Annotated in this window: 10 protein-coding genes and 2 rRNA genes; all 12 read right to left on the bottom strand. The window is 47.2% G+C overall.

What is annotated here, in order from left to right; translation table 11 throughout:
* Positions 1-26: 26 nt before the first annotated feature.
* The 12 genes from NST13_RS12350 to NST13_RS12295 all read right to left on the bottom strand — a co-directional run bounded on the left by NST13_RS12350 (position 27) and on the right by NST13_RS12295 (position 16,160).
* Positions 27-2,953, bottom strand: a 23S ribosomal RNA gene (locus NST13_RS12350).
* A 195-nt stretch (positions 2,954-3,148) separates the two neighbouring features.
* Positions 3,149-4,701 (bottom strand): 16S ribosomal RNA (locus tag NST13_RS12345).
* The 16S and 23S rRNA genes sit together here, the layout of an rRNA operon.
* Positions 4,702-5,014: 313 nt before the next feature.
* Complete coding sequence (locus NST13_RS12340; RefSeq protein ID WP_342470717.1) at positions 5,015-5,284, bottom strand: pro-sigmaK processing inhibitor BofA family protein; 270 nt, start codon at positions 5,282-5,284, stop codon at positions 5,015-5,017.
* Positions 5,285-5,448: 164 nt separating this feature from the next.
* Complete coding sequence (locus NST13_RS12335) at positions 5,449-5,679, bottom strand: YaaL family protein (protein ID WP_342470718.1); 231 nt, start codon at positions 5,677-5,679, stop codon at positions 5,449-5,451.
* Positions 5,669-6,265 (bottom strand): recombination mediator RecR, encoded by a 597-nt coding sequence (gene recR, locus NST13_RS12330; protein ID WP_342470719.1) that lies wholly within the window; start codon positions 6,263-6,265, stop codon positions 5,669-5,671. The genes NST13_RS12335 and recR overlap by 11 nt, the downstream gene beginning before the upstream one ends.
* Positions 6,266-6,278: 13 nt before the next feature.
* The gene (locus NST13_RS12325) at positions 6,279-6,593 is read right to left on the bottom strand and encodes a YbaB/EbfC family nucleoid-associated protein (protein ID WP_342470720.1); all 315 of its coding nucleotides are present in this window, start codon (positions 6,591-6,593) and stop codon (positions 6,279-6,281) included.
* 48 nt (positions 6,594-6,641) lie between these two features.
* Entirely contained in the window at positions 6,642-8,396 is a 1,755-nt protein-coding gene (dnaX, locus tag NST13_RS12320; RefSeq protein WP_342580697.1) for a DNA polymerase III subunit gamma/tau, read from the bottom strand.
* Positions 8,397-8,521: 125 nt separating this feature from the next.
* Positions 8,522-11,116 (bottom strand): VWA domain-containing protein, encoded by a 2,595-nt coding sequence (locus tag NST13_RS12315; RefSeq protein WP_342580696.1) that lies wholly within the window; start codon positions 11,114-11,116, stop codon positions 8,522-8,524.
* The gene (locus tag NST13_RS12310; protein ID WP_342470723.1) at positions 11,100-12,842 is read right to left on the bottom strand and encodes a BatA and WFA domain-containing protein; all 1,743 of its coding nucleotides are present in this window, start codon (positions 12,840-12,842) and stop codon (positions 11,100-11,102) included. Before NST13_RS12310 ends, NST13_RS12315 begins: the two co-directional genes overlap by 17 nt.
* Positions 12,843-12,853: 11 nt before the next feature.
* Positions 12,854-13,720 (bottom strand): DUF58 domain-containing protein, encoded by an 867-nt coding sequence (locus NST13_RS12305; protein ID WP_342470724.1) that lies wholly within the window; start codon positions 13,718-13,720, stop codon positions 12,854-12,856.
* Positions 13,717-14,682 (bottom strand): MoxR family ATPase, encoded by a 966-nt coding sequence (locus NST13_RS12300; protein ID WP_342471207.1) that lies wholly within the window; start codon positions 14,680-14,682, stop codon positions 13,717-13,719. The genes NST13_RS12305 and NST13_RS12300 overlap by 4 nt, the downstream gene beginning before the upstream one ends.
* A 38-nt stretch (positions 14,683-14,720) precedes the next feature.
* The gene (locus NST13_RS12295; RefSeq protein WP_342580695.1) at positions 14,721-16,160 is read right to left on the bottom strand and encodes a hypothetical protein; all 1,440 of its coding nucleotides are present in this window, start codon (positions 16,158-16,160) and stop codon (positions 14,721-14,723) included.
* Positions 16,161-16,168: the final 8 nt, after the last annotated feature.

Here is a 16,168-nt window from a genome sequence, read left to right as displayed (position 1 = left end):
GGATAACGGCATTGAAAGCTTTTCTTTTGGTTAAGTCCTCGATCGATTAGTATCCGTCAGCTCCACACGTCACCGTGCTTCCACCTCGGACCTATCTACCTCATCGTCTTTGAGGGATCTTACTTGCTTATGCAATGGGAAATCTCATCTTGAGGGGGGCTTCATGCTTAGATGCTTTCAGCACTTATCCCGTCCACACATAGCTACCCAGCTGTGCCTTTGGCAAGACAACTGGTACACCAGCGGTGTGTCCATCCCGGTCCTCTCGTACTAAGGACAGCTCCTCTCAAATTTCCTGCGCCCACGACGGATAGGGACCGAACTGTCTCACGACGTTCTGAACCCAGCTCGCGTACCGCTTTAATGGGCGAACAGCCCAACCCTTGGGACCGACTACAGCCCCAGGATGCGATGAGCCGACATCGAGGTGCCAAACCTCCCCGTCGATGTGGACTCTTGGGGGAGATAAGCCTGTTATCCCCGGGGTAGCTTTTATCCGTTGAGCGATGGCCCTTCCATGCGGAACCACCGGATCACTAAGCCCGTCTTTCGACCCTGCTCGACTTGTAGGTCTCGCAGTCAAGCTCCCTTATGCCTTTACACTCTGCGAATGATTTCCAACCATTCTGAGGGAACCTTTGGGCGCCTCCGTTACCTTTTGGGAGGCGACCGCCCCAGTCAAACTGTCCACCTGACACTGTCTCCCAAGCCGATCAGGCTTGCGGGTTAGAATTTCAGTACAACCAGGGTAGTATCCCAAGGGCGCCTCCAGGGAAGCTGGCGCTCCCCCTTCTACGGCTCCTACCTATCCTGTACAAGTTGCACCGAAATTCAATATCAGGTTACAGTAAAGCTCCACGGGGTCTTTCCGTCCTGTCGCGGGTAACCTGCATCTTCACAGGTACTATAATTTCACCGAGTCTCTCGTTGAGACAGTGCCCAGATCGTTACGCCTTTCGTGCGGGTCGGAACTTACCCGACAAGGAATTTCGCTACCTTAGGACCGTTATAGTTACGGCCGCCGTTTACTGGGGCTTCAATTCGGAGCTTCGCTTGCGCTAACTCCTCCTCTTAACCTTCCAGCACCGGGCAGGCGTCAGCCCCTATACGTCACCTTGCGGTTTTGCAGAGACCTGTGTTTTTGATAAACAGTCGCCTGGGCCTATTCACTGCGGCTCATCGGGGCTTGCACCCCAATGAGCACCCCTTCTCCCGAAGTTACGGGGTCATTTTGCCGAGTTCCTTAACGAGAGTTCTCTCGCTCACCTTAGGATTCTCTCCTCGACTACCTGTGTCGGTTTGCGGTACGGGCACCTCCCGCCTCGCTAGAGGCTTTTCTTGGCAGTGTGAAATCAGGAACTTCGCCTCCTAAGAGGCTCCCCATCACCGCTTGGCGTTACGGGAAGCGGATTTGCCTACTTCCCCGCCTTGCGGCTTGGACACGCGCGACCAACGGCGTGCTTTCCCTATCCTCCTGCGTCCCCCCATTGCTCAAACGGCGGGGAGGTGGTACAGGAATATCAACCTGTTGTCCATCGCCTACGCCTTTCGGCCTCGGCTTAGGTCCCGACTAACCCTGAGCGGACGAGCCTTCCTCAGGAAACCTTAGTCATTCGGTGGATGGGATTCTCACCCATCTTTCGCTACTCATACCGGCATTCTCACTTCTAAGCGCTCCACCAGTCCTTCCGGTCTGACTTCTGCGCACTTAGAACGCTCTCCTACCACTCGTGCGAAGCACGAATCCACAGCTTCGGTGAACCGTTTAGCCCCGATACATTTTCGGCGCAGCGTCACTCGACCAGTGAGCTATTACGCACTCTTTAAATGATGGCTGCTTCTAAGCCAACATCCTGGTTGTCTAAGCAACGCCACATCCTTTTCCACTTAACGGTTACTTTGGGACCTTAGCTGGTGGTCTGGGCTGTTTCCCTCTTGACCACGGATCTTATCACTCGTAGTCTGACTCCCGCGTCTAAATAGCTGGCATTCGGAGTTTGTCTGAATTCGGTAACCCGAGGTGGGCCCCTAGTCCAAACAGTGCTCTACCTCCAGTATTCGTTACGCGAGGCTAGCCCTAAAGCTATTTCGGAGAGAACCAGCTATCTCCAAGTTCGATTGGAATTTCTCCGCTACCCACACCTCATCCCCGCACTTTTCAACGTGCGTGGGTTCGGGCCTCCAGTGAGTGTTACCTCACCTTCACCCTGGACATGGGTAGATCACCTGGTTTCGGGTCTACGACCACGTACTCTTTCGCCCTATTCAGACTCGCTTTCGCTGCGGCTCCGTCTCCTCGACTTAACCTTGCACGTAATCGTAACTCGCCGGTTCATTCTACAAAAGGCACGCCATCACCCGTTAACGGGCTCTGACTACTTGTAGGCACACGGTTTCAGGTTCTCTTTCACTCCCCTCCCGGGGTGCTTTTCACCTTTCCCTCACGGTACTGGTTCACTATCGGTCACTAGGGAGTATTTAGCCTTGGGAGATGGTCCTCCCGGATTCCGACGGAATTTCACGTGTTCCGCCGTACTCAGGATCCACTCTGGAGAGGATGGATTTTCGACTACAGGGCTGTTACCTTCTACGGCCGTCCTTTCCAGAACGGTTCGTCTAACCCATCCTTTTGTAACTCCGTATAGAGTGTCCTACAACCCCAAGAGGCAAGCCTCTTGGTTTGGGCTGTTCCCGTTTCGCTCGCCGCTACTCAGGGAATCGATGTTTCTTTCTTCTCCTCCAGGTACTTAGATGTTTCAGTTCCCTGGGTGTGCCCTCTTAACGCTATGAATTCACGTTAAGATACTGCTCCATTACGAGCAGTGGGTTGCCCCATTCGGAAATCTCCGGATCAAAGCTTACTTACAGCTCCCCGAAGCATATCGGTGTTAGTCCCGTCCTTCATCGGCTCCTAGTGCCAAGGCATCCACCGTGCGCCCTTACTAACTTAACCTTACGGCTTACGATTTGCTTGCGCCTCGTAACCCTTGATGGTTTGCTTTTCTATCAGAAAAGCGTAAGAACTTTACAGTAAATTTCTTGCTTTCAATGTCGTTTATCCAGTTTTCAAAGAACAAAACTCTTGATTGAAGGCATGAACCTTCAAAACTGAACCCAAAACGTTAATGTTTTCCGTTTATATCCTTAGAAAGGAGGTGATCCAGCCGCACCTTCCGATACGGCTACCTTGTTACGACTTCACCCCAATCATCTGTCCCACCTTCGGCGGCTGGCTCCCGGAGGGTTACCTCACCGACTTCGGGTGTTACAGACTCTCGTGGTGTGACGGGCGGTGTGTACAAGGCCCGGGAACGTATTCACCGCGGCATGCTGATCCGCGATTACTAGCGATTCCGGCTTCATGCAGGCGAGTTGCAGCCTGCAATCCGAACTGAGAGTGGCTTTTTGGGATTCGCTCCCCCTCGCGGGTTCGCTGCCCTTTGTACCACCCATTGTAGCACGTGTGTAGCCCAGGTCATAAGGGGCATGATGATTTGACGTCATCCCCACCTTCCTCCGTATTTGTACGGCAGTCTCCTTAGAGTGCCCAACTGAATGATGGCAACTAAGGACAAGGGTTGCGCTCGTTGCGGGACTTAACCCAACATCTCACGACACGAGCTGACGACAACCATGCACCACCTGTCACCGCTGTCCCCGAAGGGAAAGCCATGTCTCCATGGCGGTCAGCGGGATGTCAAGACCTGGTAAGGTTCTTCGCGTTGCTTCGAATTAAACCACATGCTCCACCGCTTGTGCGGGCCCCCGTCAATTCCTTTGAGTTTCAGTCTTGCGACCGTACTCCCCAGGCGGAGTGCTTAATGCGTTAGCTGCAGCACTAAGGGGCGGAAACCCCCTAACACCTAGCACTCATCGTTTACGGCGTGGACTACCAGGGTATCTAATCCTGTTTGCTCCCCACGCTTTCGCGCCTCAGCGTCAGTTACAGGCCAGGAAGCCGCCTTCGCCACTGGTGTTCCTCCATATCTCTACGCATTTCACCGCTACACATGGAATTCCACTTCCCTCTCCTGCACTCAAGTCTCCCAGTTTCCAATGACCCTCCCCGGTTGAGCCGGGGGCTTTCACATCAGACTTAAGAGACCGCCTGCGCGCGCTTTACGCCCAATAATTCCGGACAACGCTTGCCACCTACGTATTACCGCGGCTGCTGGCACGTAGTTAGCCGTGGCTTTCTAGTAAGGTACCGTCAGGGCGCAGCCAGTGACTGCTGCGCTTGTTCTTCCCTTACAACAGAGCTTTACGATCCGAAGACCTTCTTCGCTCACGCGGCGTTGCTCCATCAGGCTTTCGCCCATTGTGGAAGATTCCCTACTGCTGCCTCCCGTAGGAGTCTGGGCCGTGTCTCAGTCCCAGTGTGGCCGATCACCCTCTCAGGTCGGCTACGCATCGTCGCCTTGGTAGGCCGTTACCCCACCAACTAGCTAATGCGCCGCGGGCCCATCCTATAGTGATAGCAGAACCATCTTTCAACCCCGAAGCATGCGCTTCGGTGTGTTATCCGGTATTAGCACGCGTTTCCGCGAGTTATCCCGGTCTATAGGGCAGGTTACCCACGTGTTACTCACCCGTCCGCCGCTAACCAATTAAAAAGCAAGCTTTCTAATTGGTCCGCTCGACTTGCATGTATTAGGCACGCCGCCAGCGTTCGTCCTGAGCCAGGATCAAACTCTCCATAAAAGAAAATTTGATTAGCTCAAACTTTTGTCCGTATCCAATCCGTCAACGAGGGTTAACGAATCGGAAAAATTTATAACATTAACGTTTCGGTGTTCAGTTTTCAAGGTTCATCCAGGTAATTTGTTGTGACATTACGAAATTATATCACATTTTTTTATTAATTCAAGTATTTTTTTGCTCTTTTTTAGCGAGCTTTTATATTGTAGCTAAATTACTTTCCGTTGTCAACATTTTTATTTCCTTTTCGACTTTCATCTCGAAGGGAAATCTATTGTATCAACTTATTCAAAAAGATGCAACATTTTTTATGGATTTATTGCAATAAAGTTAAGACCGCTATGCATAACACGCCTGGCAAACCCAGAATCGTGATTGTGAGTGCCGAAAAAAAGTTTACAGGGATGATAATATCAAATCCATCCAATGTAATGTGCGCAATATATAAAAAAGTGAAAGAACATGCCAGACGGAACCAAAAAACCGTCAGCTTTTCAATGATTAGACCGTAACCGATTTTTTTGCCCATTAAAAGTAAAATCATGAGTAGCACGCATATAGCACCCAAACCAAAGTATGTACCCATTCAATCCCCTTCCGAATTAAAGTACATAGGAAACATATGCTATTACGGCTACTCTTAGTATCGTTTTCAACAAACATTCCTTTTTGCCTTGACATGTATGAAATGCTTGCCTTTAACACCGTCTCTATGAATTGGCAAATTCCTTAATTAAAAATGATCCATATTTAACGAATCATTATTTTTCTGATTCGTGCTTCTTTGAACAAATAAAAATGAAGACTTTCCGCTATTTTGCTTTGAGCGATTACATCCAGATTATAATCTTCCGTCAGTTCTTCAAGCTGCTTTGCATAATTCCAATCATCTTTTGTTTCTTTTATCAAACGAATCAGTTGTTCATCAAATTCTTTTTTCAATTTCCCTTTACGACTGAATAAACCCACCTTATATTTCACGCCGCCCTTCCAAAGCTTTTGATAACGTCACTTCATCTGCATACTCAAGATCGCCGCCTACCGGTAATCCGTGTGCAATACGGGTTGTCCGGATTCCCGAGGGCTTCACAAGACGTGAAATATACATCGCTGTTGCTTCTCCTTCGATCGTTGGATTAGTCGCCAATATAAGTTCCTTTACCCTTTCATCTTTCAATCGGTTGATTAAAGACGCCACATTAATATCTTCCGGTCCAACGCCATCCATCGGTGAGATGGCTCCATGCAAAACGTGGTACAGACCATGGTAATCTTTCATTTTTTCCATGGCGATTACGTCTTTCGGATCCTGTACAACACAAATCGTTGATACATCCCGAGTTTGGTCGGAGCAAATGTGGCAAGGGTCCACATCTGTAATATGTCCACAAATCGAGCAGTAGGTCAAATCCCTCTTTGCATCGACTAATGCTTTGGCGAAGGATAAAACTTCATCTTCCTTCATGGTTAAAACGAAAAATGCCAGTCGAGCCGCAGTTTTCGGACCGATGCCTGGCAATTTCATAAAGCTATCAATGAGCTTTGATATTGGTTCAGGATAATACATGAAAAATTGCCCCCTAGAATGGAAGGTTTAAACCTTGAGTGAATTTGCCCATTGTTGCAGCAGTTTCTTCTTCCACTTTCTTTAATGCCTCATTCGTTGCAACGACAATCAAATCTTGCAGCATTTCCACATCTTCCGGATCCACAACGGAAGGATCTATGTTGACCTCAAGCACTTTGCGTTCCCCGCTTACAATTACCTTTACCATGCCGCCGCCAGCAGTACCTTCAAATTGTTTTGCATTTAATTCTTCCTGTGCCTGAAGCATTTCTTTTTGCATTTTTTGCACTTTTTTCATCATGTTTTGCATATTTCCCATTCCACGCATGAAAACGTCCTCCTTCATTGCATTCATTAAAAGGGATGCTGAATCTCCTCAATCATCCACTACCTCAACAAAATCTTTTCCAAACATCTTTTCCGCTTCTTTCACAATCGGATCTTCCGATTCCGCCTCTCTCACATCATCGATATAGGGCGCTTCCGGAGCACTTTCCTGAACCTTGTTTTCCGTATTTTGGGCTTTTTTGGAGTTTAAACCGTTCTCACGGATAAAATTTTCCCGCAAAACGGTCCATTGTCTTTCCGGAATACATAAAATTTCATACATGTTCCCGGTTTGTTGGAAAAGAATTTGTGAAAATGCAGCAGTGAGATCCCTGTTTTCAGCAACCATTTGACAATGTATATCATACTTGAATTTTATCACAAATGCACTAGAAGATGCTGCAACTGGTTCCGCTTCCGCGAAAAGGGCGGATTGGGATTTTTGCAGCTGGTTTAAAGCCGGCATCCAGGCATTTTTCACTTGCATAATATCCTTTTTCGTAGCCGCTTTTAATACCTCTTTTATTCTTCCCTCAGGCGCTCTGTATCCATTCGTGATTTTTATTCTTTGGCGATTCTCTTCTTTTGCCGGTGTGTTTGAAGGAGAAATCGTTGCTCCATTTTCGAGTTGTTCTTTCAATTGAAAAATCATTTTCTCCAATTGGGCAACTTTATTGCCCAGAGCGGGATCCGCCTGCGGTGCATTAGACGTGCCGGCATTTGATATTTGGGCCATTTTCAACAAAGCCGTTTCCAAATACACCTTTGTATGATGGGAAAATCTCATATCCTGTTGGGTTTTCGAAAGTATATCTATATATCCATAAAGCTTATCCGCCGAAAACTCCCGGGACAGCTCCACAAATTTTTCCTCGGGCGTAACCAGCTCAAGCAATTCCTCCAAATCCCCGCTTGTTTGAAGCAACAATAAATCCCGGAAAAAAGTAATCAAGTCTTCCGATAACCTTAGCGGATCTTTCCCTTCCGCAATCAACTCTTCCAATAAGGAAAGAACATGAGCGATGTCCTTATCCTTTAAAGCGGCCGCCAAATCATAAAACACATCCTGGCTAATGGAACCGCTCACGAGCAATGCATTTTCCAGCGTCAACTTTTCTCCGCTGAAGGATACGACTTGATCCAATAAACTTAAAGCGTCCCGCATCCCGCCGCTTGCCGCTTGCGCAATCACTTTCAATGCCTGTTCTTCATAAGGCAGTTGGATATCTTCCAACACCAATTTCATCCGTTCCACGATATCGCTCGATGACAGGCGTTTAAAATCGAATCGTTGACAACGGGAAATGATGGTTGCCGGCAGCTTATGCGGCTCAGTGGTTGCCAAAATAAACACCGCGTGGGCTGGAGGTTCTTCCAACGTTTTTAACAATGCATTAAAAGCGCTCGTTGAAAGCATATGCACTTCGTCGATAATATACACTTTATAGCGGGCGCTTGCCGGAGCGAACCTTACTTTTTCAATAATGTCGCGGATTTCTTCAACGCGGGAATTGGAGGCGGCGTCGAATTCAATGACATCCGGATGCGAACCTTCCGTTATGCTGATGCAAGTGGGACATTCATTGCACGGTTCGTTTGTCGGTGCTTTTTCACAATTCAATGCTTTAGCAAAAATTTTGGCCGTACTTGTTTTCCCTGTACCCCGGGGGCCGGAGAACAAATACGCATGGGTTGTTTTATTTGCCAGGAGAGCATTTTGGAGCGTTCTTTTCACGTGGGTTTGACCGGACATTTCGCGGAAACTTTGCGGCCTGTAAACACGATAAAATGCTTGATACGTCAACGATTTCCTCTCCTTTTACTTTCTCGACATACTTGTAGCTTCATTATAACACTTCTTTTTGTCGAAGCGGTAACAAAGGATGATTGAAAAAGATGGTGCCACCTCTCCATGGCACCATCCCAAATCTATTTTTTCTTCATCCCTTTTAAAATTTGAGCCACGTTCGTTTCTTCTTCCGAAATTTCACGATCCGGCGAATCTTTCTTTGGCTGCGCCACCTGCTTGAAGAAAGACCAGCCAAATCGTCGAAGGGTTATATCAATAAAGAAAAACAACAAGCTGGCAAACAGGAGAATCGTGGAAATACTTTGACGCGTTGCACCCTGGTCTTTGAAGGCCCGGAACACTTCTTGCGGCTCTTCAATAAGTTTTCCGCCGGTTTTTTCAGCCATTTCTTTCAGCAGTTCTTTGTCCGCCGGCTGCAAATCATATTCCGCGCTATACGGCACCGTCAATCCTGCTTGATAGACATCGTCCCCTTTGGAAATGCTGAAAAACACAAGTCCCGGTTTTGCATCCACCACTGCCCGGACTTTACTTGCCGAAACCGGCTCCAATTGGACTTCTAACTCATTTCCAAGTTCATCAACGGCTGCCACATCGATAAAGGCTGCTTGATTTGTTGGATCCGTAATGACGAACGAGCCGTCCCGATCCATTTTGATGTCGTACGCAATTTCATTATAATTCGGCAATAATCTGGAAACGGCTGTATGCCAAAAATCCACCCATTTGTCCCAACGAGCCCAATCGCCTGTCCAGGCACCCGTTGAATCGGATGTAAACGCAATGGTCCGCCCTAAGCCATATTGCCATTCCACAAGCACCGGATCTTCCTTTTCGCTTTCCGCAATCACATGGGATGCCGCTTTTGCCGTTGTGGCAATATAGGCATTCATTTGTGGAACGCCCTCTTCAAACAATGGATTCCATCCTTCCGAGCGGTAAATAACCGGATAAAAAGGGTGATCTTCAATATATGTCCGGGAAATCATCGCCGTCTCCCGGGATAAAATTGATGGAATCGTTGTTGCATCCGACACGTCATAAAATCTACCGCCGGCCAGTTCACTCAAACTTTCCAGTAAACGCCGATCTGCATCCTCCCCGATGGCAACCGTTGACAATGTAACTAGATTGTCCTTTCCGTCTTCGATGAGAGCTTCATAACTTCCGGATGCGACCGACTGTCCATCGGTCAACAGAATAATATGTTTTCGCTGTAATTTTAAATGCGACAAATTTCCATAGGCCAATGAAAGGGCAGGATATATATTGGTGCCCCCTCCCGGCGGTATAGATAAGATCGTTTCGATGACTTCTTCTTTATTTTTTAACGGGCTTGTTTCAATGAGCTCCCATGGTTCGGAGTCGAAAGCGATAAGCCCGAACGTATCCCCGTTCCGGAGCAATTCCACAGAGCGAACAGCAGCTTCCCTTGCCAGTTCCATCTTCATTCCGGCCATACTGCCGGAACGGTCAATGACTAGAACAAGGCCCAAAGATGGCAATTGATGTTCCCCCTGCACTTCCATTTCAACCGGCAACAGGCGTTCAATCGGCGTTTTAAAATATCCTCCAAGGCCGAAACTGTTTTCACCGCCGACCATCATAAAGCCTACGCCAAAGTTCTTCACCGCCTGTTCGATGACGCCCATTTTCGCTTCCCCGACAAGATGGCCGGGGACATTGTCAAAAATGATGGCGTTATACTTCAAGATGCTGGATAAGGAACTTGGCAATTCTTCGGCAGCCACTTCATCAAACTGAATGGAAGAAGGGTTCAAAAAATCGGCGATTGGCGACCCTTCCTCCCGATTGCTCACAATCAGCAGCCGGGGAGCGCTTTGGACAATGGTTACGCTTGTCAATTTATTATTTTCCAAAATCGCATCTTCGTCCGTTTGAATGGACGCTTCGTATTTCACTAAACCTTCCTTGCTTCCTTTATGGCGGTACGTAAACACATTTTTTCCTTCTTGCAGCTGAACCTTTTCCCTGTGAATAAGCTGATCATTTTCATACAACAATAACTCACCGGTTGTATCTTTCGTCGACTCAATTTCCGCCGTCAATGGCTGTTCTTCCCCTTGATAGGACACTTGAGGCGTCGTAAAACTCCGAACGGCGACATCGTGAGCAACATCTCTGCTGAGCGGGACAACATCAACGGAAATTTTTGAACCGGCCATTTTCGCTATGCTTTCCAGTGCTTCCCCTTTTGTTTGCAATCCATCCGTCAGAAGTACGATACGTGCAGCCTTGTCCTTGTCAACGATGCCCGACGAAAGCTGTAAGGCTTGTTCGATGTTCGTTTCGTCCACTTCGTCCATTTCACTTAATTTTGGGGCATGTTCCAATGTTTTGGAAAGGATTGCTTCCGTTTGAAAATTTGATGCGAAGGAATAGATTCCCACCAAGTGGTTGTCTTTCTTCGATTCCAAACTTTCTTCAATGAAATCCAGCACTTCTTCTTCCGTGCCGGCCATCGAAGCGGAACGGTCAATCAGGAACAATACTTGCTCCTCTTTTACCGGCAAAAGTAAATAGGGGGAGGCAACGGCGAAAACAAGCATGGTCACAGCAATGATGCGGATAACGAAAACGATTTTATGTTCTTTCTTCAAAACCGCACGGTGATGCCGCCACGTCCAAATAAAATATGCCAAGAGTGGTATGAGCAAAAGCAGGAATATTGGATAATCAATTCGCAAATCCACGTCTTCTTTGCACCTCCCACTCTATGATGAGCAATAATAAAATGACGGGCACAATCCATCGCGCCAGGGATTCATTCCTTACTTCCTCCTGTCCGCCTTTGACATTACCCAACTCAAAACTGTCCCCTTCCTGAATCGTCCGTTCCGTCTTCGGCAATTGAACAATAAACGGTTTTTCTTCATGCTCAGAACGTGCAACATAATATCCAGGCTTTGCCGGCGCCCGAAACTCCTGCGACCGTTCAAAGGAAGACACGTATTTTCCATCCGCGGTGTAAATGGACCAATCGCCCGGAACCAACGATACGGCCCGTTGTTCATTTGGTGTGAATATGCCTAATGAACCTTTCCCTTCCGTCAGCTCATTTTGGACACTCCATAAAAATAAAGGGAACGAAGGATGTAGAGGCCAATCGGTTGATTGGATATCCGTCAAAATCACGATATCCCCTTTCGGCGACCGTTGGATCAGCGGATGGCCATCCACCTTGGCAATCGTTTCAAAGTTTTCAAAAGGAGGATAAACGGCGCCTACATATACATCTTCCAATGAGCTGAAGGCAAACAGTTCATCTTGGGAAACTTCCACTTTTCCACTTACTTCGCTTTCTATCTCGTCATCACGTCCAATCAATATGATCGGTTCAACCCGTTCGAGAAGTTCTGTTTGATTCGTCACGACAATGGTTCCCTTCAACGACTTCAATTGTTGTTCCGGAACAGATTTCACATCTACGCCCAACGATTGGAATCCCACTTGCACCAATTTATGCATATCTTGCCCTATCGCAATTTCATACGGATCGCTTCCAACGATGGTCATGATCGAATTGTCCGCTTCATAATCATCGTTGACTTGAATTGCTGCATTGAGCACATCACTTTCAGGCAATGATTCAAAAGTGTTGATCCATTCTTCTTTTGGTTGCAACGTAATCGTTTTTTCCAAAAGTTCCTTGCCATCTCCATCGGAAAAAGAGAGGCGCACGGTTTGATTTTCTTCCGTTTCGTTTTTCAGCTGCAATAAAGCAAGAGTTTCACCATTTACGTTCGTTGCAGCCAAACGGGTAACGGATACATTCTCAAATTTTGCATCGGCCCCCTTTACAACCCATTTCACCTGTTCGCTTTCAATCGGCAATTCTGTACGGGAAACGGCGTCCGTAAATAAATAAATCGTTGTTGGCGTATTCCCCACAAAGGCATTAGCCATATCAATCGCTTTCGTTAACTGCTCTTCTTCATAGGTAACAGCCAATTCATCGATGGCTTTTTCAATTTGCCGCGCATTGGTTTCTTGCCGGAGAACCGCCTTTGGTTCACTTCCGGTTGTAATGATGGTTAAAGGCCTTTCACCCACCGATTTGACGAGAGAACGCATTTCATCCCGATGTTTCTCAAATATCGTTTTTTCTTTTCCCGCAAGCATTGTCGCAGATGTATCAACAATCCAGATTACTTGCTCACCGCTGATTTCCTTCGTTTTGACATATGGATTCATCAGTGCAAGGACGAATAAGAGCAGCGCCAACATTTGGAAATAAAACAACGCATTCCGCTGCAAATGTTTTAAGTAAGGTGATACTTTGGTTTCTTGCATCACTTGTTCCCAAAAAAGGGTGGAAGATACTTCTTGTTTTTTATATTTTTTCCGAAAGAAATAATATAAAAGAACAATGATTGGGAAAATTATCGCCCATAGAAAGAAGGTTTGACTAAAACCCAAAGTGTATCACCTCACTGTACCCACCGATTCTTTAATAGTTGATGAAAAATGGCCCGCTGAATCCCGTCTTCCGCAACTAATTGGATGGTTTTAATGCCAAAACGGTTACAGATGGCATAAAATGCTTTCTCATGCTCATCCCGTTCTTTTTGATACTGCTCCAGCACCTTATTCGACATCGAAACATTCAGTTCTTCATCGCTTTCTGCATCAATCAGCCGAACATCTCCGGTAAAGGTTGGATGCAATTCTTCTTCCGTCACAATTTGAATGCACCGGACATCCCCTGAAAAGCGGGGGAGCTTGCGGAAAAAATGTTCCCATTCTTCCAGAGGCTCCAAACCGTCCGTCACAACAAAAAGGACGGTGCAGTCTTTTGGAATGGCCTTTATACCATTTCGGGCAAAACTGCCTTTAATGTTTGCCTCCTGCATGTTTGTCACCATTTGCAAGTAGGCTTTCCGATAAGCGGCCCCTTTTTTTCTGAAAAACGTATTTTCTTCTAATGTGGAAAAGGAAAGCCGGTCGTCCCGGTTCAAGACCATAAAGCCTAAAGCACAGGCAATCTGCCTTGCAAACAGCCACTTTTTCCCCTCCCCCATCGAGCGGGAAGAATCCAGCAAAATATGGACCCTCATTTCTTGTTCATCCAAAAAACGCTTAATAAAATATTTTTCCGTTCTTGCGTAGACATTCCAGTCCACTTGCCGCACGTCATCCCCCAAGGCATATTCCCGATAGTCGGAAAAATCAAGGGATGAACCGATACGCGAGGAGCGATGGGAACCTTTATGGTGTCCCCTCAATTTGGAAGATGTGGCAACCGATAAGCGCCCCAATTTTGCAATTAAATCATCCGGCAGAATGAAATGACTCATGATGAAGCTCCTTGAGGAATCTCATTTAAAATTTCTTCAATTAACGCGTCTGTCGTTTTTCCTGTTGCTTCCCCTTCATAATTCAATAGAATCCGATGGCGCAATGCCGGCTTGGCCACAGCTTTAATATCCGCAATGGCTACATGGAATCTTCCGTTATACACTGCCCGCGCTTTCGCAAGTTTAATGATGCTTTGGAATCCCCTTGGCCCGCTTCCGTACATGACGTATTGCTTCACAAACGGAAGGGCGCCGTCCTCTTTCGGATGGGTGGCCACCACCAAATCAGCTGCATATTCCAGCATTTCATCGGCCACCAATACTTCCTTGACCATTTGCTGCGCAACAATCAACCGCTCCGCATCCATCACTTTTTCCAACTGCACATTTTGCGAACCGGTTGTCCGTTTAACAATTTCGATCAACTCTTCTTTGCCAGGATAAGGTACCAATATTTTGCATAAAAATCGGTCCATTTGCGCCTCTGGCAAAGGATAGGTTCCTTCCATTTCAATCGGGTTTTGCGTCGCCAATACGAAAAACGGTTTCGCCATAGGCTTTGTATCGCCCAAAATCGTCACCGTCTTTTCCCCCATCGCTTCCAATAAGGCGCTCTGGGTTTTCGGCGTCGCCCGGTTGATTTCATCGGCCAACACCATTTGGCTGAAAATCGGGCCCGGCTGAAATTCAAATTGCTGCATGCCGCTTTCGGTGCGCTGAATGATATTTGTCCCTGTAATATCGGCAGGCATCAAATCCGGCGTAAATTGAATGCGGGAAAAAGATAAATCCAATACCTTTGAAATCGTCCGAATCAACATCGTTTTCCCCATGCCTGGCAAGCCTTCCAATAAGGCGTGGCCATCCGCTAAGATGGAAAACAGCGTATATTCGATGGCCTCTTCCTGGCCGACAATGAACTTGCCGATTTCTTCCCTTACCCGCTGCAATTGTTCGGCCATTTCCGCATATTGTTGTTCACTAAACAAACGAATTCCCCCTACTCCTCAGACTGAATCGATGAAAAATACGACTCCACGACATTTTGTAAATCCCTCGGCAATTGTAGACGTTTTGTACTTTGCATGTACCGCTCTTCATATTGTCCGACCACTTCTTCATATGGCCGTACCGTTCCTTTCGTCACCGGAACCGTTCCTTTTTGTTCTCCCGCAGAGTCCCCTTCACCTAATGGACCGCCGTCTACAGTAGGACCGCCGCTTTCTCCCACCCGTTCAGAAGGGATGGAGAGCAGGCTGCGGCCTCCCATTCCTGTTCCGGCACCGCTCCCAGCTGATGCTCCGCCTCCTTGTCCACCAGATCCGGAACCGCCGCCCTGTCCTTGGCCACTTGTCCCGCTGCCGCTTCCTTGTCCTTGACCACTTCCGGATCCGGTCCTTCCTTGCCCTTGATTGTTGCCGGAGCCGTTGTTTCCTTGGCCCTGATTGTTGCCGGAACCGGTACTTCCTTGACCTGTCTGACCGTTATTTTGCTGTTGGTTATTTCCTGTCCCGCTCGGATTGTTGGAAGTTTTTCCGCTGGTTGTGCCGTTTTGAGATTCAGCCATTTTGCTGATGGTGTTTTGCAGATCAATGCTGATCGGCTTTCCCAGTTTGCTTAAAGCCGTCTGAGTGCCGGATGCACTTTTCGCAAGCGCATTCTTGATTTCCGCAATATCTTTCAGCTTCTGCACTTCTTCATCCGTCAACCCTGCTCCTTCTCCATTTTCAGCCAGTTTCTTATCTTGCAGCTTTTGTTCTTGCAGGTTCAATTCCTTTTGCTTTTTCACCACTTCACGCAGGGCTTGTTCGGAAGTTTCCACTTCTTTCAACTTTTCAAGCAGCTCTTTCATTTCTTTTTTCGCATCTTCCGATTGGGCTTTTTTCTCCAGTTTGGCTACTTCCTTTTCAATTTCCCGGATGACTTCCTTTTCTTTTTCAGCCACTTGCGCATCCTGCTGCGTTTCTGAAGGAAAAATCAACAAAGTCCCCGTTATAATGGCGGCGATTAATATACCCACCAACGTTTTTGGCCGCCAATAATGTTTCTTGCGTTTTTTAAACCGTTCATAGGCTTCTTCCGACTCATTGACCGCTTTATTCAGGATGGAATCTGCCAATGGGTGTTCATCCTGTTTAAAAGAAAAAGCCGTGACAAGCTCGTTATATGGATAAAAAGCGTCCAACTTTCTCAGCGCTTCTTTTGTGCGAACGCGCTTGAACCACATATATCCGACCGTTGCAACAAACGCCGCGCAGGCAATCATCAAAGCCGTTTCATCGTAATAGGCAAAAACAAAGAAGCGAGAAACGATGAGGATCGCCAAACCGGATATTAATGACAGGAAAATCCCGTATTGCAACATAGGCAGCAGTTTTTCGGCATTCAAGCTTCGTTGTGCCCGCTTTACATAGTTCATCAACTGTTTTTGACGATCCATCTTTCTCA

Source organism: Ureibacillus sp. FSL W7-1570, assembly GCF_038593265.1.
GTDB lineage: Bacteria > Bacillota > Bacilli > Bacillales_A > Planococcaceae > Ureibacillus > Ureibacillus suwonensis.
This window is presented reverse-complemented; position numbering and strand designations above follow the sequence as displayed.

Bases quoted from the DNA above. Each gene is read 5' to 3' on its own strand.
- NST13_RS12340 (WP_342470717.1), bottom strand. From the start codon at position 5,284: ATGGGTACATACTTTGGTTTGGGTGCTATATGCGTGCTACTCATGATT.
- NST13_RS12295 (WP_342580695.1), bottom strand. From the start codon at position 16,160: ATGGATCGTCAAAAACAGTTGATGAACTATGTAAAGCGGGCACAACGA.
- NST13_RS12300 (WP_342471207.1), bottom strand. From the start codon at position 14,682: ATGGCCGAACAATTGCAGCGGGTAAGGGAAGAAATCGGCAAGTTCATT.
- recR (WP_342470719.1), bottom strand. From the start codon at position 6,265: ATGTATTATCCTGAACCAATATCAAAGCTCATTGATAGCTTTATGAAA.
- NST13_RS12305 (WP_342470724.1), bottom strand. From the start codon at position 13,720: ATGAGTCATTTCATTCTGCCGGATGATTTAATTGCAAAATTGGGGCGC.
- NST13_RS12325 (WP_342470720.1), bottom strand. From the start codon at position 6,593: ATGCGTGGAATGGGAAATATGCAAAACATGATGAAAAAAGTGCAAAAA.